21 protein-coding genes, 2 tRNA genes and 1 pseudogene are annotated in these 22,723 nt (G+C 71.0%); 13 read left to right on the forward strand and 11 right to left on the reverse strand.

Annotation, left to right across the window (positions count from 1 at the left end):
• Window positions 1-67 precede the first annotated feature (67 nt).
• From ACIBTS_RS30455 to ACIBTS_RS30470, 4 genes are all read left to right on the forward strand, one after another.
• On the forward strand, window positions 68-664 hold the full coding sequence (locus ACIBTS_RS30455; RefSeq protein WP_079659800.1) for a M48 family metallopeptidase: 597 nt from the start codon (window positions 68-70) through the stop codon (window positions 662-664).
• A 148-nt stretch (window positions 665-812) separates the two neighbouring features.
• A complete protein-coding gene (locus tag ACIBTS_RS30460; RefSeq protein ID WP_399323578.1) occupies window positions 813-2,468 on the forward strand; it encodes a TerD family protein in 1,656 nt (551 codons plus the stop codon).
• An 11-nt stretch (window positions 2,469-2,479) separates the two neighbouring features.
• Window positions 2,480-3,160: an AIM24 family protein gene (locus ACIBTS_RS30465; protein WP_079659796.1), complete on the forward strand. Its 681-nt coding sequence runs from the start codon at window positions 2,480-2,482 to the stop codon at window positions 3,158-3,160.
• A gap of 18 nt (window positions 3,161-3,178) precedes the next feature.
• Window positions 3,179-3,934 carry an AIM24 family protein gene (locus ACIBTS_RS30470; protein ID WP_319677092.1) on the forward strand — a complete coding sequence of 252 codons (756 nt, stop codon included), beginning with the start codon at window positions 3,179-3,181 and terminating at the stop codon, window positions 3,932-3,934.
• A 190-nt stretch (window positions 3,935-4,124) separates the two neighbouring features.
• Here ACIBTS_RS30470 and ACIBTS_RS30475 read toward each other — a convergent pair whose 3' ends face one another.
• Window positions 4,125-4,640, reverse strand: coding sequence for an NUDIX hydrolase (locus tag ACIBTS_RS30475; protein ID WP_399323581.1), 516 nt, complete (start codon window positions 4,638-4,640; stop codon window positions 4,125-4,127).
• Window positions 4,637-6,109, reverse strand: coding sequence for a zinc-dependent metalloprotease (locus tag ACIBTS_RS30480; protein ID WP_399323583.1), 1,473 nt, complete (start codon window positions 6,107-6,109; stop codon window positions 4,637-4,639). The genes ACIBTS_RS30475 and ACIBTS_RS30480 overlap by 4 nt, the downstream gene beginning before the upstream one ends.
• Window positions 6,110-6,301: 192 nt before the next feature.
• Between ACIBTS_RS30480 and ACIBTS_RS30485 the strand changes: the two genes are divergently transcribed.
• The 4 genes from ACIBTS_RS30485 to ACIBTS_RS30500 all read left to right on the forward strand — a co-directional run bounded on the left by ACIBTS_RS30485 (window position 6,302) and on the right by ACIBTS_RS30500 (window position 9,561).
• Window positions 6,302-7,411 (forward strand): SDR family oxidoreductase, encoded by a 1,110-nt coding sequence (locus ACIBTS_RS30485; RefSeq protein ID WP_079659791.1) that lies wholly within the window; start codon window positions 6,302-6,304, stop codon window positions 7,409-7,411.
• A 175-nt stretch (window positions 7,412-7,586) separates the two neighbouring features.
• On the forward strand, window positions 7,587-8,045 hold the full coding sequence (locus tag ACIBTS_RS30490) for a molybdenum cofactor biosynthesis protein MoaE (protein ID WP_319677096.1): 459 nt from the start codon (window positions 7,587-7,589) through the stop codon (window positions 8,043-8,045).
• A gap of 202 nt (window positions 8,046-8,247) precedes the next feature.
• Window positions 8,248-8,412, forward strand: coding sequence for a hypothetical protein (locus tag ACIBTS_RS30495; RefSeq protein ID WP_319676712.1), 165 nt, complete (start codon window positions 8,248-8,250; stop codon window positions 8,410-8,412).
• A gap of 54 nt (window positions 8,413-8,466) precedes the next feature.
• Window positions 8,467-9,561 (forward strand): PDZ domain-containing protein, encoded by a 1,095-nt coding sequence (locus ACIBTS_RS30500; protein WP_399323586.1) that lies wholly within the window; start codon window positions 8,467-8,469, stop codon window positions 9,559-9,561.
• 34 nt (window positions 9,562-9,595) lie between these two features.
• On the opposite strand, the gene ACIBTS_RS30505 is transcribed toward ACIBTS_RS30500, so the two are convergent.
• The gene (locus tag ACIBTS_RS30505; protein ID WP_319676710.1) at window positions 9,596-10,138 is read right to left on the reverse strand and encodes a PPA1309 family protein; all 543 of its coding nucleotides are present in this window, start codon (window positions 10,136-10,138) and stop codon (window positions 9,596-9,598) included.
• A 164-nt stretch (window positions 10,139-10,302) separates the two neighbouring features.
• On the opposite strand from ACIBTS_RS30505, the gene ACIBTS_RS30510 reads away from it, so the two are divergent.
• The 4 genes from ACIBTS_RS30510 to ACIBTS_RS30525 all read left to right on the forward strand — a co-directional run bounded on the left by ACIBTS_RS30510 (window position 10,303) and on the right by ACIBTS_RS30525 (window position 15,836).
• Entirely contained in the window at window positions 10,303-13,299 is a 2,997-nt protein-coding gene (locus ACIBTS_RS30510) for a UPF0182 family protein (RefSeq protein ID WP_399323671.1), read from the forward strand.
• A gap of 40 nt (window positions 13,300-13,339) precedes the next feature.
• Window positions 13,340-13,413: transfer RNA gene (locus ACIBTS_RS30515), tRNA-Met, on the forward strand.
• A gap of 206 nt (window positions 13,414-13,619) precedes the next feature.
• Entirely contained in the window at window positions 13,620-15,455 is a 1,836-nt protein-coding gene (locus ACIBTS_RS30520) for a tetratricopeptide repeat protein (protein ID WP_399323588.1), read from the forward strand.
• Between the two features lie 307 nt (window positions 15,456-15,762).
• Window positions 15,763-15,836, forward strand: a tRNA-Met gene (locus tag ACIBTS_RS30525).
• A 187-nt stretch (window positions 15,837-16,023) separates the two neighbouring features.
• Here the strand turns inward: ACIBTS_RS30525 and ACIBTS_RS30530 are convergent.
• The 4 genes and pseudogenes from ACIBTS_RS30530 to hisN form a co-directional block, all read right to left on the reverse strand.
• Window positions 16,024-16,347, reverse strand: a pseudogene (locus ACIBTS_RS30530) (hypothetical protein); the annotation flags it as partial.
• 7 nt (window positions 16,348-16,354) lie between these two features.
• Entirely contained in the window at window positions 16,355-16,771 is a 417-nt protein-coding gene (locus tag ACIBTS_RS30535) for a Fur family transcriptional regulator (protein WP_334577377.1), read from the reverse strand.
• A 148-nt stretch (window positions 16,772-16,919) separates the two neighbouring features.
• Window positions 16,920-17,312: a cyclic nucleotide-binding/CBS domain-containing protein gene (locus ACIBTS_RS30540; protein WP_399323591.1), complete on the reverse strand. Its 393-nt coding sequence runs from the start codon at window positions 17,310-17,312 to the stop codon at window positions 16,920-16,922.
• 201 nt (window positions 17,313-17,513) lie between these two features.
• Window positions 17,514-18,314, reverse strand: a complete 801-nt coding sequence (gene hisN / locus ACIBTS_RS30545) for a histidinol-phosphatase (RefSeq protein ID WP_399323593.1) — start codon at window positions 18,312-18,314, stop codon at window positions 17,514-17,516.
• 140 nt (window positions 18,315-18,454) lie between these two features.
• Between hisN and ACIBTS_RS30550 the strand changes: the two genes are divergently transcribed.
• Window positions 18,455-19,069: a TetR/AcrR family transcriptional regulator gene (locus ACIBTS_RS30550; RefSeq protein WP_079659777.1), complete on the forward strand. Its 615-nt coding sequence runs from the start codon at window positions 18,455-18,457 to the stop codon at window positions 19,067-19,069.
• Between the two features lie 75 nt (window positions 19,070-19,144).
• Here the strand turns inward: ACIBTS_RS30550 and ACIBTS_RS30555 are convergent, their stop codons facing one another.
• The 4 genes from ACIBTS_RS30555 to ACIBTS_RS30570 all read right to left on the reverse strand — a co-directional run bounded on the left by ACIBTS_RS30555 (window position 19,145) and on the right by ACIBTS_RS30570 (window position 22,697).
• Window positions 19,145-19,468, reverse strand: coding sequence for a multidrug efflux SMR transporter (locus ACIBTS_RS30555; protein ID WP_079659776.1), 324 nt, complete (start codon window positions 19,466-19,468; stop codon window positions 19,145-19,147).
• 86 nt (window positions 19,469-19,554) lie between these two features.
• Window positions 19,555-20,565 carry a ribosome small subunit-dependent GTPase A gene (rsgA, locus tag ACIBTS_RS30560; protein WP_099935996.1) on the reverse strand — a complete coding sequence of 337 codons (1,011 nt, stop codon included), beginning with the start codon at window positions 20,563-20,565 and terminating at the stop codon, window positions 19,555-19,557.
• Between the two features lie 11 nt (window positions 20,566-20,576).
• Entirely contained in the window at window positions 20,577-21,926 is a 1,350-nt protein-coding gene (gene aroA / locus ACIBTS_RS30565) for a 3-phosphoshikimate 1-carboxyvinyltransferase (protein ID WP_399323597.1), read from the reverse strand.
• Between the two features lie 48 nt (window positions 21,927-21,974).
• The gene (locus ACIBTS_RS30570; RefSeq protein ID WP_319345817.1) at window positions 21,975-22,697 is read right to left on the reverse strand and encodes a M50 family metallopeptidase; all 723 of its coding nucleotides are present in this window, start codon (window positions 22,695-22,697) and stop codon (window positions 21,975-21,977) included.
• Between the last annotated feature and the right edge of the window lie 26 nt (window positions 22,698-22,723).

Raw genomic sequence — 22,723 nt, forward strand, 5'->3', positions numbered from 1 at the left:
GGAGAGATCGGAACCGAACCGTCCCGGAGTCGGGACTTCCCCCGTGTGCAGCGGGTAACGTCGGGGCGTGCCCGCCGACCCACTGCACCGCGCCGGAACGCCACAGCGGAAGCCGACGAGCCAGCCGCCGAGCGGCTCCGGGGTGAGCGCGATCGAGGTCCGCAGGAGTCCCCGTCGACGTCGGACGGTCTCCGCGTACCGCGAGGGCGATCGCACCATCGTGCTCATCCCCGCCCGGATGTCCGAGGCCGAGGAACAACGCTGGGTGAGCGTCATGCTCGACAAACTCGCCGCCCAGGAGAGCCGGCGGGTGCCCGGCGACGCGGAGTTGGCCGAGCGCGCCGAGCGGCTGTCGGCCCAGTGCTTCGACGGTCGGGCCCGGCCCACCTCGGTGCGTTGGGTGACCAACCAGAACACCCGCTGGGGCTCGTGCACCCCGGCCGAGGGCAGCATCCGCCTGTCGCACCGCCTCAAGGGCATGCCCGAGTACGTCATCGACTACGTCCTCGCCCACGAACTCGCGCATCTGCTCGTGCCCGGCCACGGCCCCGACTTCTGGCGACTGCTGGAGGCGTACCCGCGCACCGAGCGCGCCCGTGGCTACCTGGAGGGCGTCGTCGCGGCCGAACGGCTGCCCCACCTGCCCGGCGCACGCGACGAGTGAGTGACCTGCACCGCGCGCGCAGTGAACGCGTCCGATACCACGTGACGCGGGTTGTGTACCGGGTCTGTACCGACATCGTGCGTTGTCGGACTTTGCCGTTAGCCTGACGCGACGCACTCGCAATCGGGATGGGGGACGGTCGTTACGCATGCCCAGGGAATTCCAACGCGGCCACAAGGCCAGGATCAGTGACCTCACCGCGGGCACCGATCTGTACGTAGGCGTGCAGATCGCCGGTCCCGGTCTGACCTTCGACATCAGCTGCTTCGGCCTCGACGCCGACGAACGGCTCTCGGACGACCGGTACTTCGTCTTCTTCAACCAGCCGAAGTCTCCCGAGGAGTCCATCCAGCTCCTGGGCGCCCAGGCCGGCGACACGGAATCCTTCCGCATCACGCTGGACCGGATCCCGCCGCAGATCCAGAAGCTGGCCTTCACGGCGACCCTCGACGGCGCCGGACAGATGTCACAGATCGGCCCCGGCTACCTCCGCATCGTCGCCGGCGGCGAGGAAGTGGCCCGCTACGCGTTCAACGGCTCGGAGTTCACCACCGAGCGCGCCGTGATGCTGGGCGACTTCTATCTGAAGGACGTGTGGCGGTTCGCGGCCGTCGGACAGGGCTTCGACGGCGGACTGGAGGCGCTGCTGAAGAACTTCGGCGGCGAGGTCGCCGAGGAGGAGGCTCCCGCCGCCCCGCAGCAGCCGCAGGCCGCTGCCGCCGCTCCGGGCTTCGCCCCGCCCGCCTTCGGCGCACCGGCAGCCCCCGCCCCGCAGCCCGCCGCCCAGGGCTTCGTGCCTCCGCCCGGCGCGACAACGCCGCATGCCCCGGCGCCCGCGCCGTCGATGCACGCCGCGCCGACCATCGTCGCGCCCATGACCCCGCCCGGCGGCGGCCAGGTCCCGCCCCCCGCTCCGGCCCCCGCGCCCTACGGACAGCCGCCCCAGCAGCAGCCCTACGGTCAGCCTTCCGCGCCGGTCGCGCCCATGCCGCCCGGCTACGGCCAGCAGCCCCACGCCCCGCAGGCCCCACCCGGCTACGGCCAGCCGAACCAGCCGCCCGGCTACGGCCATCAGCCGCCGTTCGGGCAGGTCCCGGGCCAGCAGGGGGCGTACGGCGTCCCGCAGGGCGCGCCCCAGGGCGGCGCCGGTGTGACCGCCGCGCTCCAGCAGTTCAAGGAGACGCCCACCGGACAGCGCTGGACGCAGCAGAACAAGAAGTTGATCCGCGTCGACCTCGGCGTCGGCGGCCAGCCCGTGCTCGCCCGGCAGGGCAGCATGGTCCTCTACCAGGGCAAGGTCGACTTCAGCTACAAGGGCGCCGGGTTCGCAGGCCGGATCGTGGGCAACGCGACCGGCCAGGAAATGCAGCTGATGCGCTGCACCGGCCAGGGGCAGGTCTTCCTCGCCGAGAACTCCACCCACCTCCACCCCGTCGAACTCCAGGGCGACGCCCTCTGCGTCTCCGCCGAGAACGTCCTCGCCTTCGACGAGAGCCTCCAGTACGAGGTCCGCCGCATCGAGGGCCACGGCATCCCCGGGGGCGCGCTGTTCACCATGCAGTTCCAGGGCACCGGCACGATCGTCGTGAAGACGCACGGCACGCCCGTCGTCCTGCCGGTCACGCCCACCACGTTCGCCGACTGCAACGCCGTCGTCGCCTGGTCGGCCGCCTCCCAGGTGGTCGTCTCCAGCCAGGTGCGGATGCGCCGCAACGCCTATCCCGGCGACACCGGCGAGAGCGTGAATCTCCAGTTCCGGGGCGCTCCCGGCAACTTCATCGTCGTCCAGCCGTACGAGGTCTGAGGGAGCCCGTCATGAACCAGCCGCTCGCGGGCTACGCCCCCGCACCCGTCACCGCGCGCATGGAGAACCACGGCAACCACATGCTGAAGGTCGCCATGCAGACCGGGAACGACCTCTTCGCGCGCGTGGGCTCGATGGTCGCCTACGAGGGCTTCGTCCAGTACGAGCCCAACCCGCCGGCCGTGCGTCAGATCGCACGCGACTGGATGACCGGCGAGGGCGCGCCTTTGATGAAGTGCACCGGCGACGGCCTGCTCTACCTCGCCGACTACGGGGCGAACGTCGTCGTCATCAACCTCAACGGCGACGGCATCTCGGTCAACGCCACCAATCTGCTCGCCTTCGACGCACACCTCACCTGGGGCGTCGAACGCGTCAAGGGGCTTGCGAAGTTCGCCGGACAGGGCCTGTGGAACACCAAGATCTCCGGGCAGGGCTGGGTCGCACTGACCTCCCGGGGCAAGCCGATCGTCGTCGACTGCGGAGGCGGCGAGGACGAGACGTACGTCGACCCCGACGCGCTCGTCGCCTGGTCGCCGAACCTCAAGGTGAAGGGCAAGCGCAGCTTCAAGGCGCAGTCGCTCATCGGCCGGGGCAGCGGCGAGGCCTACCAGATGGCCTTCTCGGGCCAGGGCATCGTCGTCGTCCAGCCCAGCGAGGACAGCACGGACCGCCTTCGGGTCCGGGGCTGAGGGGGAGCCAGAAACGCCATGCAGAGTCCACTTTTCGCGCACAACGACTCGCAGACCCAGGAACGCTGGAGTCTGCAGAACAAGCAGATGCTCCGCGTCACCCTGGAGGGCCACGACGACATCCTCGCCCGCAAGGGCACGATGGTCGCCTACCAGGGCCTGATGGAGTTCGACGCCGAGTACCAGAGCAACCAGCAGGGACGCGCGCGTGCGTACACCGGCGAGGGCCTGGACCTCATGCGCTGCCACGGACAGGGCACGGTCTACCTCGCCAACCTCGCCCAGCACATCCACCTGATGGATGTGGAGCAGGACGGGCTGACCGTCGACGGCAGCTATGTGCTGGCCATGGACTCCTCGCTGCACTACGACGTCATCGCCGTGGACAGCCAGTACGGCATCTCCGGCTCCGGGAAGTACCAGCTCAACATCACCGGCCGCGGCAGGGTCGCCCTGATGACCTCGGGCGCGCCCCTGATGATGCAGGTCACGCCCGACAAGTACGTCAACTGCGATGCCGACGCGATCGTCGCCTGGTCGACCGGGCTGCGGGTGCAGATGCAGGCCCAGACGCACTCCTCCGGGGTGTGGCGCCGGCGTGGCAACACCGGTGAGGGCTGGGAGCTCAGCTTCATGGGCACCGGCTACGCGCTCGTCCAGCCCAGCGAGCTGCTGCCGCCGCAGAACGCGGCGATCGGCTCCGGTCTGGCCGCCCAGTACGGCATGGGGCAGCAGGGGGCACGCGGTCAGAACCAGGGCAACGTCTGGAGCTGAGCGCTCCGCCGGTAGCACCGCGATGGGCCCGTCGATCGGCTGCGGGCCCGTCGTGGCTGGTCGCGCAGTTCCCCGCGCCCCTTTGGGGCGCTGCCGAACCGCATCGGACTTCACTGAAGCCGATTGGACCGTCCGGAAAACAAAACGTAAGGGGCGGCCACCTGGAAGGTCGCCCCTTACCCGTTCCGGCTCACAGCCGCGCGAGGGTGGCTTCCAGCAGCCGGACGACCGACTCGTCGGCGACCCCAGTCACCTCGGCGTAGGGGAACCAGCGCAGGTCGAGCGACTCGTCGCTCATGGCCTCCACGGCCCCCGCCGGAGCGAGCGCCGCGTACTGGACGTCGAAGTGCCAGGCGCACGGCGTGAGATGCCGGTCTAGGCGCACCGGGCCGCCGGGCAGCAGGGCCAGCCCCAGGACGCCCGACTCCTCGGTGCCCTCCCGCAGGGCCGCGGCCGCCAGCGTCGCGTCGACCGGCTCGCAGTGGCCGCCCGTCTGCAGCCACTTGCGCAGCTTCTTGTGGAGCGTGAGCAGCACCCGCCCGTGCTCCGGGTCGATCACCAGCGCGCTCGCTGTGATGTGCCCGTCCCCGCAGGCCTTCCACATGCCGTCCGGATGCGCGCCGAGATGGTCCAGGTAGGTCTGGCGCAGCTCTTCCTGGCCCTCGTACTCCTTCAGGACGAGGACCGCGTCGTCGTACAGGCTCACTCGCTGTCGTCGCCCTTGGAGTCGTGTCCGGAGTCGTGCTCGCCGTCGTCCTTCTTCAGGTTCGGCTTCTCGCCCGGGCCGCCGCTCGCCGCCTCGCCGAGCATCTTGTCCCACTCGGAGAAGTCCATGTGCTCGCGGTGCACGAAGCCGTCCGGGTCGTCCAGGTCGGAGGCCGTGGGCAGCATGTCCGGGTGGGCCCACAGGGCGTCCCGGCCGTCCACCCCGCGCGCGTCCGTCAGCGAGGCCCACAGACGGGAGGCGTCCCGCAGGCGGCGCGGGCGCAGCTCCAGACCGATCAGCGTCGCGAACGTCTGCTCCGCGGGACCGCCCGTCGCACGCCGGCGGCGCAGCGTCTCACGCAGGGCGTCGGCGGACGTCAGGCGCGGCTTCGCGGCGGCGTGCACCACCGCGTCCACCCAGCCCTCGACGAGCGCCAGGGCCGTCTCCAGACGGGCCAGGGCGGCCTTCTGCTCCGGGGTGTCCTCCGGCTGGAACATGCCCTGCTGCAGCGCGTCCTGCAACTGCTCGGGGTTCTGCGGGTCGAACTGACCGACCACGTCCTCCAGCTTGGCCGTGTCGACCTTGATCCCGCGCGCGTAGCCCTCGACCGCGCCGAACAGGTGCGAGCGCAGCCACGGCACATGTGCGAACAGACGCTGGTGGGCGGCCTCGCGCAGCGCGAGGTACAGCCGCACCTCGTCCTTCGCCACGCCCAGGTCCTTGCCGAACGCCTCGATGTTCACCGGCAGCAGCGCGGCACGCCCGGCCGGGCCGAGCGGCAGACCGATGTCGGTCGAGCCGACGACCTCGCCCGCGAGGACGCCCACCGCCTGCCCGATCTGCGAGCCGAACATCGCGCCGCCCATGGAGCGCATCATGCCGATCAGCGGGCCGGCCATGGCCTGCATCTCCTCCGGCAGGACATCGCCCATGGCCGCGCCGACGCGCTCGGCGACCGGGTCGACGAGCTCCTTCCACGCGGGCAGGGTCGCCTCGACCCACTCCGCGCGCGACCACGCCACCGCCGAGGCCGCGCCGGACGGCAGGGACGTCGCGTCGTCCAGCCACAGATCGGCCAGACGGACGGCCTCCTGGACCGCGGTGCGCTCGGAGGGGCCGACGCTCGCGTCCTTCACCCCGTCGGAGGTGCCCTGGGAGACCGTCTGGCGGGCGATCTGCTTGGCCATGTCCCAGTTCACCGGGCCGCCCTCGTAGGAGAGCATCTGGCCCAGCTGCTGGAACGCGGCCCCCAGGTCGTTGGGGTTCAGTGAGCCGAACATCGCGGCGAGCGGATTGTCGGCGCCCGGACCGCCCGGGCCGCCGAAGCCTCCGGCACCGGGCAACCCGCCGAAACCGAACGGGTTGGCCGGTCCCTGACCACCGCCGCTCTGCGAGTCCTTCTTCTTGCCCTCGTCGCCGTCTTCCGGCTCCTCCGGCGGAAGGCCGAATCCGAATGGGGTGTCACTCACGGGGTTCCTCGGCTGGTAAGGCCACCGGTTTCTCGGCCGGCGGCGACTGCCCTGCAACACCACCCAGCGTAGACACCCCGGCTCGATCGGGCCTCGGTGCTTCGCCGACTCCTGGCCTGCGGCAGGATGGATGCCACTGGTACGTACGCGTTACTCGCGCCCGTATGCCAAGACAACCGCTGGAGACACCTGGTGAGTTCCCCAGATCCGCAGGTTCGCGCAGCGCGAAACCGATCGACCCCGGGCGGTGCGCGCGGGCCCGTAGTCGCCGTGACCGGCGCCGCGACCGGGGTCGGCGCGCTGCTCACCGAGCGGCTCGCCGCGTCCGAGGAGGTCAAGCAGGTCGTCGCCATCGACGAGCGGCGGGGCGAGTGTGACGCGGCACAGTGGCACATCCTCGACGTCCGCGACCCTGCGATCGCCGAAAAGCTCCGCGGAGCGGACGTCGTGGTCCACCTCGCGCTCGACCTCGACCTGGGGAGTGACGCCGCCGCCCGGACGGCCTACAACGTGCGCGGTACGCAGACCGTGCTGACGGCCGCCGCGGCGGCCGGGGTGCACCGCGTCGTGCTGTGCACCTCCGCGATGGTCTACGGAGCGCTGGAGGACAACGAGCTGCCGCTCTCGGAGGACGCGGAGCTGCGGGCGACGGCCGAGGCCACCGGCGTCGGCGACCTCCTGGAAATCGAACGGCTCGCCCGGCGTGCGCCCCGGGCGCATCCGGGGCTCAACGTGACCGTGGTGCGTCCCGCGGTGCTCGTCGGAGGCACCGACACGGCGCTGACCCGGTACTTCGAGTCGCCGCGGCTGCTGGTCGTCGCCGGGTCGCGGCCGGCCTGGCAGTTCTGCCACGTCGAGGACCTGGTGGGCGCTCTGGAGTACGCCGTCCTGGAGAAGGTCGACGGTGAACTGGCCGTGGGCTGTGACGGGTGGTTGGAGCAGGAGGAGGTCGAGGAGCTCAGCGGGATCCGGCGGATGGAGCTGCCGTCCGCGGTCGCGCTGGGCGCCGCCGCCCGGCTGCACCGGATCGGGCTGACGCCGTCTCCGGCGGGCGACCTGGCGTACACGATGTACCCCTGGGTGGTGAGCGGGAGCCGGCTGCACGACGCGGGATGGCGGCCCCAGTGGACCAACGAGGAGGTGCTCGCGGAGCTGCTGGAGGAGGTGTCCGGGCGGCACACGGTCGTCGGGCGGCGGCTGGGGCGCAAGGACGCGACGGCTGCGGGGGCTGCGGGGGCGACGGTCGCTCTGCTGGGTGCGGCCGCCGTGGTGCGGCGGGCCCGGAAGGCCCGGCGGCGGTAGCGGCGGGAGTGGCGGGAGCACACGGCGGGGTTCCCTCCGGAAAGGGAGCCTCCCGCCGGAGCAGAGCCGTGGACGGGTCGATTGTGCTGGTTCTGCAGGCCGTTCCGAACGGCACGCGCGTGTGCCGGGCGATCGGCCGTTTCGTCTGCTTCCCGGCGTGCGGCACGATGGGGGTATGGCAGCCACCAACGATCACCCCGGCGAGCAGGCAGCGCGGGATCCCATCAAGCTGATCGCCGTTCGTGACACGGCGCTCTCCCTGGACGAGGTCTTCAAGGCCGTCGGGGACGACGCGGCCGGTGGGACGGCGCTGTTCGTGGGCACCGTGCGCAACCACGACGGGGGCGCCGACGTCGACGCGCTCGGGTACTCGTGCCATCCCAGCGCCGAGGCGGAGATGCGGCGGATCGCCGAGAAGGTCGTCGCCGACCACCCGGTACGGGCGCTGGCCGCCGTGCACCGGGTCGGGGACCTCCGCGTCGGTGATCTCGCCGTTGTCGTCGCCGTGTCGTGTCCGCACCGCGGGGAGGCCTTCGAGGCCTGCCGGAAGCTGATCGACGACCTCAAGCACGAGGTGCCCATCTGGAAGCACCAGAAGTTCTCCGACGGTACCGATGAATGGGTCGGTGCGTAGCACCGCCGTTGAGGGGCGGTGGTCGGGCGACGGGAGGGCGGGTGGGGGCCTGCTGAGTACTGCCCGCTGCTGAGCCCTGCCACGGCCTGCGACCGCCACCGTCCGGTTGCGTAACCGGCCCCCTGCCGTGAGCGTTGTCAGTGCGGATGGTTAATCTGCTGATCAGTCAGTTGTGGTGGCACATCGGGGTTGGGAGGTCGGCATGGCTGCGCTCGCGTGGTTGCTGATTCCGCTTGTCGCCGCGATCGGCGCCGGCCTGTGGGGAAGCTGGGCCAACCGGACCCGCAATGCCCGTGGCGACGGCCCTGAGCTGGACGGATACGCCCGCTTCCGCGCGGCCATGGAGAAGCCCCACTCGCGTACGTGACCCGGGTGGCAGCCCTGACGGTGCGCTGACAGACGCGTCACGTACTGTCGAGGCATGCCACGCCGCACCGCGACGATGCTCGCCTCCACCCTGATGCTGATCGCGCTCCTGTGCGCGGGCGTACTCATCCCCGTGCCGTACGCGGAGATGTCCCCGGGGCCGACGGTGAACACGCTCGGCGACCACGGCGGCGAGCCGGTGCTGCAGATCGCCGGGCGCAAGACGTACGCGACCAGCGGCCACCTGAACATGACCACGGTGCGGGTCACCAGCGCCGACTACCGCATGAACCTCGTCGAGGCCGTCTACGGATGGCTCGCGCACGACAACAAGGTCGTGCCGCACGACACGCTGTATCCGGACGGCAAGACCGAGGAGCAGTCGACCCAGGAGAACGCCGAGGAGTTCAGCCAGTCCCAGGAGAGCGCCAAGGTCGCCGCCCTGAAGGAGCTGAACATCCCGGTGACGTCCTGGGTGATCGTCTCCACCGTCGTGAAGGGCTCCCCGGCGGAGGGCAGACTGCACGCCGGTGACGTCATCAAGGCAGTGGACGGCGCCGCGGTGAAGGAGCCCGGTGACGTCGCGAAGCTGGTCACCAAGCACAAGCCGGGGGAGAAGGTCGTCTTCCGGATCGTCCCGGCGAAGGAGCAGGCGGCCGCCGAGAAGGCGAACCGGGCGGCGACCAGGACCCAGGACGTCACCATCACCACCGCGACCTCCGACGACACCGGCACGAAGCGGGCCATCGTCGGGATCTCGGCCGGGACCGACCACACCTTCCCGTTCACCATCGACATCAAGCTCGCCGACGTCGGCGGGCCCAGCGCCGGTCTGATGTTCGCGCTCGGCATCTACGACAAGCTCACCCCCGGCAGCCTCACCGGCGGCAAGTTCGTCGCCGGCACCGGGACCATCGACGACGCCGGCAAGGTCGGACCGATCGGCGGCATCGAGATGAAGACCGTCGGCGCGCGCAGCCAGGGCGCCCAGTACTTCCTGACGCCCGCGGACAACTGCTCGGCCGCCGCCAAGGACACCCCCTCGGGGCTCAGGCTCGTCAAGGTGAACACCATCGACGACGCCCTCACCGCCCTGAAGGACATCCGCGGCGGCGACACCGCCGACCTGCCCAAGTGCACGACGAAGTAGGCGAAGTGGCCGGGTAGGCCGACCGAGGCGCGGGCTACTCCGCGAACGTCGCCGACAGCGCCTCCGCCAGGCCCGGCACCAGGCCCGCGCCCGTGAGGACCTCCGTCGGGGCGTCCTTCTCGCGCAGGCGCAGGGCCGAGTCACGGGTGCCGTCGCGCAGGACGCCGACCGTCATCCGGACCTCCTGGCGGTCGGGGTGCTCCGCGACCCACTTCGTGAGCTTCGCGTCGCTCAGGCCCTTGGGGACCTGCGCCTCGGCGGACGGGGGCAGCATCAGACGCTCCACCGTGAGCGCACAGCCGACGACCGCGTCGGGCCACGCGATCGTGGCGAGGAACTCGTCGAGCGGCTTGTCCGTTGGCACTTCGTCCTGCTCGATCGGGGTGAGACCGGTGGTCTCGGGCTCGTCCTGAAGGCCGAGCTGGGCGGCGAGCGACGGTTCCTGGGCTCGCAGCCGAGCGGTGTCTACGAGGGCGAAAAGACGGGCGGGCTGGTCCCAGCCGAGGCCGGAGGCGTACTCGTCGATCTCGAGTACGGCCCGGGTGAGCGGGCTCGCCGCCATGGGAGTGTTGGACATGGTCACAATCCTCTCTCGTTCCTGGCCTGAATCGGGAACCGAGTAAACGGTGAGTAAGTTGCATAGGTGTGGGCCCGCGATCACGGGGGGCCACGAACGGTCCACGAACACGCGGGCCTGACGGATCAACTGCGACTTTCGAGGTGCGCACCTTGGCTTTCCAGATGCCGGACCGCGGCGGAGGCCCCACGGGGCCGCGGATCAGAGTGGGCCGCCCGTCCCGGCGCGTCCGGACGCTGCTCATGACACTGGGCGTCCTTGCCGTCCTCGGCATGGCGTTCACCATGTTCGCCGGGTTCTGGACGGACTGGCTCTGGTACCGCTCGGTGCACTACTCGTCGATGTTCACGACCACGCTCTGGACCAAGATCGGGCTGTTCTTCGTCTTCGGCCTGCTGATGGCCCTCGCGGTCGGCTTCAACATCTGGCTGGCCCACCGGATGCGGCCGCCGCTGAGCGCGATGTCGGTCGAGCAGCAGAGCCTCGACCGCTACCGCATGGGCATCGCGCCGTACAAGACGTGGCTGCTGCTGGGCATCACCGCCCTGGTCGGCCTCATCGCCGGTGCCTCCGCGGCGGGTCAGTGGCGGACCTGGCTGATGTGGGTCAACGGGGTGTCCTTCGGCCAGAAGGACCCGCAGTTCCACCTCGACGTCTCGTTCTTCGCCTTCGACCTGCCCTGGTACCGGTTCCTGCTCGGCTTCGGCTTCGCCGCCACGATCCTCTCCCTGATCGCCGCCGCGCTCACCCACTACCTCTACGGCGGGCTGCGCGTCACCAGCCCGGGCGCGCGCGCCACCGCCGCGGCAACCGGCCATCTGTCGGTGCTGCTGGGCATCTTCGTCGCGCTGAAGGCCGTCGCGTACTGGCTCGACCGATACGGCCTTGCGGTGAAGTCCAGCGACTTCAAGGCCACGGACAACTGGACGGGCCTGCGCTACGTCGACGCCAACGCCTATCTTCCGGCCAAGACGATCCTGTTCTGCATCGCCGTCATCTGCGCGCTGCTGTTCTTCGCCACCCTGTGGCGGCGCACCTGGCAGCTGCCCGTGATCGGCTTCGGCCTGATGGTCCTCTCGGCGATCCTCATCGGCGGGCTGTACCCGGCGATCGTCCAGAAGTTCCAGGTCCAGCCGAACGAGCAGGCCAAGGAAGCCCCGTACGTCGAGAAGAACCTCAAGGCGACGCGCGAGGCGTACGGCATCGACGGCGCTCAGGTCACCGAGTACTCGGGTACGAGTACCACCAAGGACAAGACGACGCTGCGCGACGACGTCGACGCCACAGCCAGCATCCGCGTCCTGGACCCGAACATCGTCTCCCCGACGTACCAGCAGCTCCAGCAGATGCGGAAGTACTACGCGTTCCCGACCAACCTGGACGTGGACCGCTACAACGTGAAGGGGTCCGACGAGGACACCGTCATCGGTCTGCGCGAGCTGAACCTCGCGGGCGTCGACAAGCAGAACTGGATCAACAACCACTTCCGCTACACCCACGGTTACGGCGTGGTCGCCGCCAAGGGCACCACCTCCGACGCCGAGGGCCGCCCGGTCTTCACCGAGTCCAACCTGCCTTCCGAGGGCGAGCTCGGCACCTACGAGCAGCGGGTGTACTACGGCGAGAAGACGACCACGTACTCGATCGTCGGCGGTCCCCAGAAGGAGATCGACTACTCCGACGACGCGGGTGAGAAGACCACCAGTTACACCGGCAACAGCGGGGTCAACCTCTCCAACCCGGTCAACCGGGCCGCGTACGCGGTGGCGTTCGGCGAGCCGCAGATCCTGTATTCCGGCGCCATCGGCGAGGGTTCGCGGATCCTGTACAACCGCACGCCGAAGGAGCGCGTCGAGGCGGTCGCCCCATGGCTGACCATCGACGGCGACGCCTACCCGGCGGTGGTGAACCACAAGATCCAGTGGATCGTCGACGCGTACACCACGACCAACGGATACCCGTACGCCTCCCGTACGACCCTCGGCGACACGACGGCCGACTCGCTGACCGCGACCAACGACAACCGCGCGGTGGTCGCCCAGCAGAACCAGGTCAACTACATCCGCAACTCGGTGAAGGCGACCGTCGACGCGTACACCGGCGAGGTCAAGCTCTACCAGTGGGACACCGAGGACCCGGTCCTGAAGACCTGGATGAAGGCGTTCCCCGGCACGGTGGAGTCCAAGTCGTCCATCTCGGCCGACCTGATGGCCCATCTCCGGTACCCGCAGGACCTGTTCAAGGTCCAGCGCGAGCTGCTCAGCCGCTACCACGTGAAGGACGCGACGACGTTCCTCAGCGGCAGCGAGGTGTGGCAGGTTCCGGACGACCCGAGCAACAAGTCGGGCGACGCGGTGCCGCCGTACTACCTGAGCATGAAGATGCCCGACCAGAAGTCGCAGGCGTTCTCGCTGACGACGACGTTCACGCCCAACGGCCGGGACAACCTCAGCGCGTTCATGGCGGTCGACTCCGAGGCGGGCACACCCGACTACGGCAAGATCAGAGTCCTGAAACTGCCGACGAGCACGACGGTCGACGGACCCAAACAGGTCCAGAGCCAGTTCAACTCCGAACAGGACATCGCCGAGTCCATCAGACTTCTGAAGGGCGGCGACTCCGACATCGAGTACGGCAACCTGCTCACGGTGCCCCTGGACGGCGGCCTGTTGTACGTGGAGCCGGTCTACGTGCGCGGTGGCGGGCTCAAGTACCCGCTGCTGAAGAAGGTGTTGGTGACCTACGGCGGCAACACCGCCTTCGAGGACACCCTGGACGAGGCCCTCAACAAGGTGTTCGGCGCGGAGAGTACGACCCCGCCGCCGACGGACGAGGGCACCGGCACCACTCCACCGCCGCCGACGTCCAGCAACCCGACGGTCCGGGAGGCGCTGGCCGACGCCCAGAAGGCGTTCCAGGCCGGCCAGGAGGCGCTGAAGAAGCCCGACTGGGACGCGTACGCCAAGGCGCAGAAGGATCTCGAGGCCGCCCTGAAGCGGGCCGAGGACGCGCAGGCGGAGGCCGACAAGGGCGCCAAGGCGAGCAGCAGCCCGAGTCCGAAGGCTTCGGCGAGCCCGAGCGGCGGGTCGGGCAGCGGGGCCGGCAACGGCTCCGGGAGTAAGGCCAGTCCGAGCCCCAGTCCCAGTCCAAGTAGCGGCTGATCATGTTCGCCCCGCGTCGTGGTACGGTTGTGGAACACGACGCGGGGTGGAGCAGCTCGGTAGCTCGCTGGGCTCATAACCCAGAGGTCGCAGGTTCAAATCCTGTCCCCGCTACTGAAAACGAAGGCCCGGATCCGGAAACGGATCCGGGCCTTCGTGGTGTGCGAACGCATGTGCCGGGGAGAGTGATGGCCGCGCCGCTGTGGGGAGTTGGGCGATCTGTGTTTGACTTGTCTCTCTGTGGGCATGTCGACAAAACGCTGAAGTGACCTTACGGGCCGCGGTATACCAGGTGTACCCGGGTTGCAGGTGGTGCGACGATGGACGTTATGGGGGACAAGGCAACTCTGTTCGAGACAGGGCGATTTGTGCAGCCTTCCGGTGAGGAAGCGACCCCGGACGAGAGCCGGGACGAGACGGCGGACGCCGTCGAGACGGGGGAGGCCGTCGAGGAGATGCGCCTGCGGCTCGCGGCGGAAGCCGGCGACGCCGAGGCCATGAGCGTCCTCGGGGCCATGCTGCTGCGCCGTGGCGACCTCGACGGAGCCGAGCCCCATCTGCGTACCGCCACCGCGGAGGGTGACCGGGCTGCCGCCAACAACCTGGGTGTCCTCCTCCATCAGCGCGGCTACCCCGACGAGGCCGCCGGCTGGTGGCGGGTCGCCGCCGTCGCCGGCTCCGCCGCGGCCGCGCACGCCCTCGGCCGCCACCGTCGTGAGTGCGGGGACGAGCCGGCCGCCGAGTACTGGCTGCGCCAGTCCGCCGAGCAGGGCCATGCGCTGGGCGCCTACGCCCTCGCCGACCTGCTGGAGCACCGCGGGGACCCCGGCGCCGAGCAGTGGATGCGGGCCGCCGCGGAGCGCGGCCACCGGGAAGCCGCATACCGGCTGGCCCGCGCCCTTGATCACCGGGACCACGAGGAGCGCGAGGACCCCAAGGAGCGCAGCGTGCGGGCGGACGCCGAGCAGTGGTACCGCCAGGCTGCCGCGCGCGGGCACCGGCGGGCCGCGCTGCACCTCGGGACGATCCTGGAGAAGCGGGGCGAGCTGAAGGAGGCCGGGCGCTGGTATCTGACGTCCGCCAAGGACGGCGAGGCACGGGCCGCCTGCGCGCTCGGGTTCCTGCTGCGGGACGCCGGCGACACCGAGAACGCCGCCATCTGGTGGCTGCGCGCCGCCCAGGACGGCGACGGCAACGCGGCGAACGCCCTGGGCGCGCTGCACGCCGAGCGCGGCCAGACACAGACCGCCGAACGCTGGTACCGGGCCGCGATGGACGCCGGGGACGACAACGGCGCCTACAACCTCGCCCTGCTCTGCGCCGAGCAGGGCCGCACCGCGCAGGCCGAGCAGTGGTACCGGCGCGCCGCCTACGCCGGACACCGGGAGGCGGCCAACGCGCTCGCCATCCTGCTGCTCCAGGGCGGCGACACCGCCGGGGCCGAGCCATGGTTCTCCAAGGCCGCGGAGGCCGGCAGTGTCGACGCCGCCTTCAACCTCGGGATCCTCTTCGCGGGGCGCGGCGAAGAGAGCGTCGCGCTGCGCTGGTACGAGCGGGCGGCGGCCGCCGGGCACACCGAGGCGGCGCTGCAGGTCGGCATCGCGCGACTGCGGGACGGCGACGAGCAGGAAGCCGAACGGCATCTGCGGTGCGCCGCCGGCGGAGGCAGCGCGGAGGCCGCGTACCGGCTGGCGGCCGTGCTCGACGCGCGGCGGCCGCAGCAGCCGGCGCACGAGCTCGGGGAGATCGTGCACGAGAAGACCGAGTGCGAGGAGTGGTACGAGCGGGCCGCGACGCAGGGACACCGGCGGGCGCAGGTACGGGTCGGCATGCTGGCCGCCGCCCGGGGTGACGTGGTGGAGGCGGCCCGGTGGTACCGCACGGCCGCCGAGGCCGGCTCGCGCAACGGAGCCTTCAACCTCGGGCTGCTGCTCGCGCGGGAGGGGAGTGAGCCCGAGGCCGCCGTGTGGTGGACGCGGGCGGCCGATGCCGGGCATGGGCGGGCGGCGTTGCGGCTCGCCCTGGTCTACGCGCGTCGCGGTGAGCTGGCGGAGGGGCAGCGGTGGGCGGACCGGGCGGTGTCGCTCGGGCCCGGGGAGGTGGCCGAGCGGGCGGCACGGCTGCGGGACGCGCTGCGGGAAGAACTGTCTGCGTGACGCTGCGGTGACGGTGCCCTGGCTGCGCGGGGTGAGTGGCACCCGGGGTTGCGGTCCCGTGCCCCGGGGGCTGCCGACCCCGGACCCCCGCTGTCGGCCCTGGGGGGCCTCGTCCTCAAGCGCCGGACGGGCTGGTTGTGCGGGACCGGCCGGATGTACGGGACCGGCCGGATGTACGGGACCGGCTGAAGTGGCGGGCCGACCGGGCCGACTGTCTGTCCTGGCCTGCGAAAAGTAGGTGCGGGTGGGGGTCCGGCTTACTGATTTGCCTTTGCGGGTTGGCTTCACGTAACGTTGCATTCATCGACGCGGGGTGGAGCAGCTCGGTAGCTCGCTGGGCTCATAACCCAGAGGTCGCAGGTTCAAATCCTGTCCCCGCTACTGAAGGCCGAGGGCCGGAATCCGAAAGGGTTCCGGCCCTCAGTCGTGTGCGTGGCCCACGGCCTCCTCGTACAGGCTGCGGTCCACCGTTTTCGACTCGGGGAGAGCGGGCGCCGATCCCGAGGTGGCGCCCTGGGCCTCGTAGGCGGCCTGGAGGCGGCCCGTTGTGCCGGGAGCGGATCTCCCTGATCCCCGAGCCCTTGCCGATCATCGTGCTCAGCCGGCGGTCGGACATCTTGACGTCCGCCGCCGTCTCGCCGTCCTTCAGTCGCACCCACAGGCCGCTCTTGGAGTGGGAGGAAGGGGAGAAGTTTCCCGCCACCCAGCGGATGTCGAAGCCGGCCCGGACGCCGTTCATGACCGCCGCCTCCGGGGGCGCCCGCAGGGCGTCGACGTCCCCTTTGGCCAGCAGCGGCAGGGCCTCGGGGGCGGGCAGCACCTTGAGGGTGACGTCCAGGCCCTCCCGTTCGAACTCGCCCTTGTCGAGCGCGACCTGCAACGGGGTCGTGAAGAGGGTGTTACGCCGCCGCGCAGGCCGGGCAGATGCCGCGGTACGTCACCTCGACGTCCGAGACCCTGAACCCGAAGCGTTCCGAGTCGGGGAGGTCGGCCAGCGGGTTGCCGCTCGGGTGGACGTCCTTGATCGCGCCGCACTGGGCGCACACCAGGTGGTGGTGCGGGCGGTGGGCGTTCGGGTCGTAGCGCTTGGCTCGTTTGTCGGTGGCGACCTCGAGCACCTCGCCGAGGGAGACCAGCTCGCCGAGCGTGTTGTAGACGGTCGCCCTGGAGATCTCGGGCAGCCGGACGACGGCCCTGGCGTGCACTTCCTCGGCGGTCAGGTGGACGTGTTCACCGTCGAGTACCTCGGCCACGACGCGCCGCTGCGCGGTCATACGCCATCCGCGCCCGCGCAGCCGTTCCAGAAGGTCACTCATGATTCCAGCCTAGCAGCCAGCCGGACCAGGTCCCGAATGGGTGTGACTTTAGAGCTCATCTCGAATTGGACAAAGTCCAGAGTCGGGTCCAGGGCTGGCTGTTTTCGTGGCTGGGCGGGCGGTGGGCCGCCGGGGGCTCGGGGTGTGCTCAGGCCGGTACCTGCTGTCGGACGGGCGCCCAGCAGCGGATGATGTCGCGGACCGAGACGATGCCGGCCGGGCCGTCGCGGTCGAGGACGATCAGATGGCGGAAGCCGCCGTGGGCCATGGCTCGGGCCGCCTCCTCCAGGGTCCAGGTCGGGGCGGCGAAGACGACGTCGTTGGTGGTGTGGGCGTCGGTGCGTTCGGTGTCCGGGTCCTGGCCCAGGCCGACGGAGTTGAGGATGTCCCGTTCGGTGAGGATGCCGATGCCGCCGGCGTCCGGGTCCAGGACGATGGCCGCGCCGACGCGACGGGCGGACATCAGGGCAGCGGCCTGACGGAGGGTGTGTGCGGGGCCGATGGTGAGGACCACCGTGCTCATGGCGTCGCGGACGAGCATGGGTTCGGAGTCACCTCCTACGAATCCCTGGCAGTTCGAGCCCGGCGCCGAGGGCGCCTCTCGGGGACTGCACAAGTTCACAAATGAGGGTGAGCCCAGAGTTGCAGGTAAAGCACGGGTCAACAAGAGGGCGCGCGTGTCCAATTGAGGGCGCACGCGCTCATCTGTGGTTCTCCGGTGCGATGTTCACACGAGTGAGGTTCAGTGCCGCTCGTTGAGATAGCCCAGCAGTTCGTCGTGGAGCAGGCCGTTCGAGGCGGCTGCGTTGCCGCTGTGCGGGCCCGGGCGGCCGTCGAGGCCCGTGAAGGCGCCGCCGGCCTCCGTCACGACGATCGCCGTGGCCGCCATGTCCCAGAGGGAGAGCTCGGGTTCCGCGCACAGGTCGACCGAGCCCTCGGCGACCATCATGTACGGCCAGAAGTCGCCGTACGCGCGCGTGCGCCACACCTCGCGGGTCAGGTCGAGGAAGCCGTTCAGGTGTCCGCGCTCCTCCCAGCCGGTGAGCGAGGAGTACGCGAAGGAGGCGTCGGAGAGCTTCGAGACGCGGGAGACGTGCAGGCGGCTCGCGGAGGCGAGGCTGCGGCCGCTGAAGGCGCCGTACCCCTTCGCGGCCCACCAGCGCCGGCCCAGCGCGGGCGCGGAGACCACGCCGACGACGGGCTGGAAGCCGTCCTCGCCGGCTTCCATCAGCGAGATGAGCGTGGCCCAGACGGGCACGCCCCGTACGTAGTTCTTCGTGCCGTCGATCGGGTCGATCACCCAGCGGCGGGGGCCGGTGCCCTCGATGCCGTACTCCTCGCCCAGGATCGCGTCCCGCGGACGGGCCCGCTGGAGCTGGCCGCGGATCAGTTCCTCGGCGGCCCTGTCGGCCTCGCTCACCGGGGTCATGTCCGGTTTCGTCTCGACCTTGAGGTCGAGGGCCTTGAAACGGGCCATGGTCGCGGCGTCGGCGGCGTCCGCGAGGACGTGCGCGAGACGGAGGTCGTCGAGGTAGTCCGGCATGGGACGAACCGTATCCGGCAGGGAAGGACGGGGCCACACCCGGCCGGAGTGCGGACAGGCGCCTTCGGCCCCCGCGAACCCTTGACAGTGCCCCCGTGCGCGTCAAACCTGGGCACCAAGCCGCTCGCCCCAGGGAGGCGATGATGCCTGCAGCGCGGGAATCCCTACTGGACGCCGCCTTCAAGGCGCTTGAGCAACGGCCGTGGCCCGCGGTGCGGATGGTGGACGTCGCCGCCGCGGCCGGGGTGTCCCGGCAGACGCTGTACAACGAGTTCGGGAGCAAGGAAGGCCTGGCCAGGGCCCTTGTCCGCCGCGAGGCCGACGGGTACCTCGCCGGGGTCGAGCGGGCGCTGGCCGTGCACGGCGACGCCCGGGAACGGCTCACCGCGACCGCCGAGTGGACTACCTCCGCCGCCCGCGAGAACGACCTCGTGCGGGCCGTCCTCACCGGCTTCTGGAGCGAGCGCCTGCCCGCGCCGACCCTCTCGGCGGTGCCCTCCTCCTCCGCCGTGCCGGCGCAGCGGCGGGCAGACGGGCCACTTCCCTCTCCCGGCGACCTCGTGGGCGCCGTCCGCGACCGGGCCGTGGCGGTGCTCTCCGGCCCCGGCGCCGTCCGGGCCGACGCCGCCGACCTGGCCCGCTCCTGCGAACTCGCCGTCCGCCTCGCCCTGTCCTGCCTGTCCGTGCCGCCGCCGGGAGAGGACGGGGTCGCGGAACTGGTGCGGGGGGCGCTGCACCGGCAGTTCAAGGCATAGCGCCCGGTGACCTGGTGACCTGGTGACCTGGTGACCTGGTGACCTGGTGGCCTAGTGACCTGGTGGCCTAGTGACCTAGTGAGCGGAGCCCGACAGCTGGAGGCCGATCACCCCCATGATCACCAGGCTGATCGAGACGATCTTCAGGACCGACACCAGGTCGCCGAGGAACACCATGCCGTAGATCGCGGTGCCCGCCGCGCCGATGCCCGTCCACACGGCGTAGGCCGGCCCCACGTCGAGCTTCTTCAGGGAGAGCGTCAGCAGGCCGAAGCTGCCCAGGGCGAACGCGCAGAAGGCGATGGTCGGCCAGAGCCTGGTGAAGCCGTGGGACAGCTTGAGACAGACGGCGAAACCGGTCTCGAGCAATCCGGCCACGACGACCAGCAGCCACGCCATGTGCTGTCCCTCCGTTGGTCCGGCCCGGTCCGGCTCGGTGCGAGTATGCACTTACCGGACTCGGGCCCACGCAAACAACGCGGTGGTCAGTCGCCTTCCGTGCGCTCACGCGTGGAGAGCAGCCGGCGCAGGGAGTACAGCCGCGCCGGGTCGGCGTGGCCCTCGGCCACCCATGCGTCCAGGGCGCAGTCCGGCTCGTCGTGACTGCACGCGCGCGGGCAGCCCTCGGTGCCCGGCTCCAGATCGGGGAAGGCGTGGATCACCCGGGACGGGTCGACGTGGTGCAGGCCGAAGGACCGGATGCCCGGGGTGTCGATCACCCAGTCGTCCGTGCCCGCCAGGGGCAGCGCCAGCGCCGAGGTCGTGGTGTGGCGGCCGCGGCCGGTCACCGCGTTCACATGGCCGGTCACCCGCCGCCGCTCCTGTGGCACCAGCGCGTTCACCAGGGTCGTCTTGCCGACGCCGGAATGACCGACGAACGCCGTGATCCGCCCGGCCAGCTGCTCGCGCACCCGCTCCGCCGCGTCGCCGTTCTCCAGCTCCTCACGGCTGGTGACGACGTACGGGATGTCGAGGTGGCCGTACAGCTCCAGCAGTTTGTCCGGCGACGCCAGGTCCGACTTCGTCATCACCAGCAGCGGGGTCAGACCGCCGTCGAAGGCCGCCACCAGGCAGCGGTCGATCAGACGGGGGCGGGGCTCCGGGTCGGCCAGGGCGGTGACGACGGCGAGCTGGTCGGCGTTGGCGACGACGACCCGCTCGTAGGGGTCGTCGTCGTCCGCGGTGCGGCGGAGCACCGAGGTGCGCTCCGCGATGCGGACGATGCGGGCGAGGGTGTCCTTCTTGCCGGAGAGATCGCCGACCAGGGAGACCCGGTCGCCCACGACGGCGGCCTTGCGGCCCAGTTCACGGGCCTTCATCGCCAGGACGACACGGTCCTCGACGAGGCAGGTCAGCCGGCCCCGGTCGACGGTGAGGACCATGCCCTCGACGGAGTCCTCGTGCTTGGGCCGGATGTGCGTACGAGGCCGGTTGCCCTTGCGGTTGGGGCGGCTGCGGATGTCGTCCTCGTCGGTGTGCTTGCCGTAGCGGCGCATGGCGAGAGTCCCTATACCCCGGACGCCCCGAGCATGCCGGTCCACAGGTCGGGGAAGTCCGGCAGGGTCTTCGCCGTCGTCGCCACGTTCTCGATCCGCACCCCCTCCACGGCCAGGCCGATGATCGCACCGGCCGTCGCCATGCGGTGGTCGTCGTAGGTGTGGAAGACCCCGCCGTGCAGCGGGCGCGGGCGGATGTGCAGGCCGTCGGCGGTCTCGGTGACGTCGCCGCCGAGCTCGTTGATCTCCTTGGTGAGCGCGGCCAGCCGGTCCGTCTCGTGCAGGCGCAGATGGGACACGCCCCGCAGGGTGGACGGGGAGTCCGCGAGGGCGGCGACCGCCGCGATGCCCGGCGTCAGCTCTCCGACGTCGCTCAGGTCGACGTCGATGCCGTGGATCGAGCCCGAGCCGGTGTAGACCAGGCCGTAGTCGGCCAGCTCGCAGGAACCGCCCATCTCGGTGAAGATCTCGCGCAGCCGGTCACCCGGCTGGGTGGTGCGGGCCGGCCAGTCCGGGATCAGCACCCGGCCGCCGGTCACCAGCGCCGCCGCCAGGAACGGCTGGGCGTTGGACAGATCCGGCTCGATCGTCAGGTCCCGGCCGAGGAGGGCGCCCGGCGTGACCCGCCAGACGTTCGGCTCGCCGCCCGACTCGGGGGTGTCCACCTGGGCGCCGACCGCGCGCAGCATGTCCACGGTCATCCGGATGTGCGGCATGGACGGCAGCGAGGAGCCGATGTGTCGGACCTCGACGCCCTGGTTGAAGCGGGGGGCGGACAGCAGCAGCGCCGACACGAACTGGGACGACGAGGAGGCGTCGATCTCCACCGGGCCGCCGTCCAGCGCGCCCGAGCCGTGCACGGTCAGCGGCAGCGCGCCACGGTCGTCGTCGTCGATCCGGGCGCCGAGGACGCGCAGCGCGTCGATGACGCCGTTCAGCGGGCGCTCGTAGGAGCGCGGGTCGCCGTCGAAGCGGACGGGGCCGTCGGCGAGGGCGGCCACCGGCGGCAGGAAACGCATCACCGTGCCGGCGTTGCCGACGTCCACCGTGGCCGGTCCGCACAGCCCCGCGGGGAGGACGCGCCAGGCCTCACCGGTGCCGTCGGGGCTGCCCGCGCCGGAGGAACTGGACGACACGGTCTCCTCGATGCCGACGCCCATCTCGCGCAGGGCGGCCGCCATCAGCAGGGTGTCGCGGGAGCGCAGCGGGCGGCGCAGCCAGCCGGGCTCGGAGGCGAGGGCGGCGAGGACGAGGGCGCGGTTGGTGACGGACTTCGACCCCGGCACGTGGACCGTCGCGTCGACGGCCTCGCTCGCGTGCGGGGCGGGCCAGAGGGCGGTGTGTGCGGGGTTCACGGGCATGCGCCCACTTTAGTCTCCGGCCGACATCCGAGTGCGGCGCCGCTGACGTCACAGGGCCAGCAGCCACCTGCCGCCGCCCATCAGGGCGCACAGACTCACCGCGTGGAAGAGGAACAGCCACAGGCCCGCCGGCACATGGGTCAGGCGGGAGAGCTGGTCGGCGTCCGAGTCGCCCGCTCCGCCGCGCGAGCGCTTCGCCTGGAGTTCGAAGGCCGGGCGGACGCCGCCGAGCAGCAGGAACCACACCACCGCGTACGCGAAGGCCGCCTGCACCTGGGGGCCGGCCAGCCAGGACACCAGCAGGAAGGTGCCGCCCGTGAGGAGCACCGTCAGGGCGCCGTAGGCGTTGCGGATCATCACCAGCATCACCACCAGGAGGGCCGTCGCCACCCACAACAGGAGGGTGATGCGGCCGGCGCCGAGGAGGGCGGCGCCGCCCAGGCCGAGCAGCGGCGGGGCGGTGTAGCCGGCGGCAGCCGTGAGGATCATGCCGAGGCCGTGCGGCTTGCCGCGGCTGACGGTCAGGCCGCTGGTGTCGGAGTGCAGACGTATCCCGGTGAGCCGGCGGCCGGTCAGCAGCGCGACCAGACCGTGGCCGCCCTCATGGGCGATGGTGATGGCGTTGCGCGAGATGCGCCAGAGGCTGTGCGGGACGACGACCGCGAGGGCCGCGACCGCGGTCGCGATCACCACCCACAGGTCGGGGTCGGACTGGGTGCCGACGAGACGGTCCCACAGGTCGGGCAGCGCGAGGGCGGCGATGCTCTCCATGGTTTGGCTGTGGCTCCCTCTCGTTG

Source organism: Streptomyces sp. NPDC050121, assembly GCF_044460385.1.
In the GTDB taxonomy this organism is placed as follows: Bacteria; Actinomycetota; Actinomycetes; order Streptomycetales; family Streptomycetaceae; genus Streptomyces; species Streptomyces soliscabiei.

Excerpts from the sequence above, each read along its gene's own strand:
- ACIBTS_RS30500 (WP_399323586.1), top strand. The coding sequence starts at position 8,467 with ATGCCACGCCGCACCGCGACGATGCTCGCCTCCACCCTGATGCTGATC.
- ACIBTS_RS30470 (WP_319677092.1), top strand. The coding sequence starts at position 3,179 with ATGCAGAGTCCACTTTTCGCGCACAACGACTCGCAGACCCAGGAACGC.
- aroA (WP_399323597.1), bottom strand. The coding sequence starts at position 21,926 with ATGCCCGTGAACCCCGCACACACCGCCCTCTGGCCCGCCCCGCACGCG.
- ACIBTS_RS30505 (WP_319676710.1), bottom strand. The coding sequence starts at position 10,138 with ATGTCCAACACTCCCATGGCGGCGAGCCCGCTCACCCGGGCCGTACTC.
- rsgA (WP_099935996.1), bottom strand. The coding sequence starts at position 20,565 with ATGCGCCGCTACGGCAAGCACACCGACGAGGACGACATCCGCAGCCGC.
- ACIBTS_RS30495 (WP_319676712.1), top strand. The coding sequence starts at position 8,248 with ATGGCTGCGCTCGCGTGGTTGCTGATTCCGCTTGTCGCCGCGATCGGC.
- ACIBTS_RS30490 (WP_319677096.1), top strand. The coding sequence starts at position 7,587 with ATGGCAGCCACCAACGATCACCCCGGCGAGCAGGCAGCGCGGGATCCC.
- ACIBTS_RS30540 (WP_399323591.1), bottom strand. The coding sequence starts at position 17,312 with ATGCTCGTCCGCGACGCCATGAGCACGGTGGTCCTCACCATCGGCCCC.
- ACIBTS_RS30550 (WP_079659777.1), top strand. The coding sequence starts at position 18,455 with ATGATGCCTGCAGCGCGGGAATCCCTACTGGACGCCGCCTTCAAGGCG.
- ACIBTS_RS30465 (WP_079659796.1), top strand. The coding sequence starts at position 2,480 with ATGAACCAGCCGCTCGCGGGCTACGCCCCCGCACCCGTCACCGCGCGC.
- ACIBTS_RS30555 (WP_079659776.1), bottom strand. The coding sequence starts at position 19,468 with ATGGCGTGGCTGCTGGTCGTCGTGGCCGGATTGCTCGAGACCGGTTTC.
- ACIBTS_RS30510 (WP_399323671.1), top strand. The coding sequence starts at position 10,303 with ATGCCGGACCGCGGCGGAGGCCCCACGGGGCCGCGGATCAGAGTGGGC.
- ACIBTS_RS30570 (WP_319345817.1), bottom strand. The coding sequence starts at position 22,697 with ATGGAGAGCATCGCCGCCCTCGCGCTGCCCGACCTGTGGGACCGTCTC.
- ACIBTS_RS30460 (WP_399323578.1), top strand. The coding sequence starts at position 813 with ATGCCCAGGGAATTCCAACGCGGCCACAAGGCCAGGATCAGTGACCTC.
- ACIBTS_RS30520 (WP_399323588.1), top strand. The coding sequence starts at position 13,620 with ATGGACGTTATGGGGGACAAGGCAACTCTGTTCGAGACAGGGCGATTT.
- hisN (WP_399323593.1), bottom strand. The coding sequence starts at position 18,314 with ATGCCGGACTACCTCGACGACCTCCGTCTCGCGCACGTCCTCGCGGAC.
- ACIBTS_RS30535 (WP_334577377.1), bottom strand. The coding sequence starts at position 16,771 with ATGAGTGACCTTCTGGAACGGCTGCGCGGGCGCGGATGGCGTATGACC.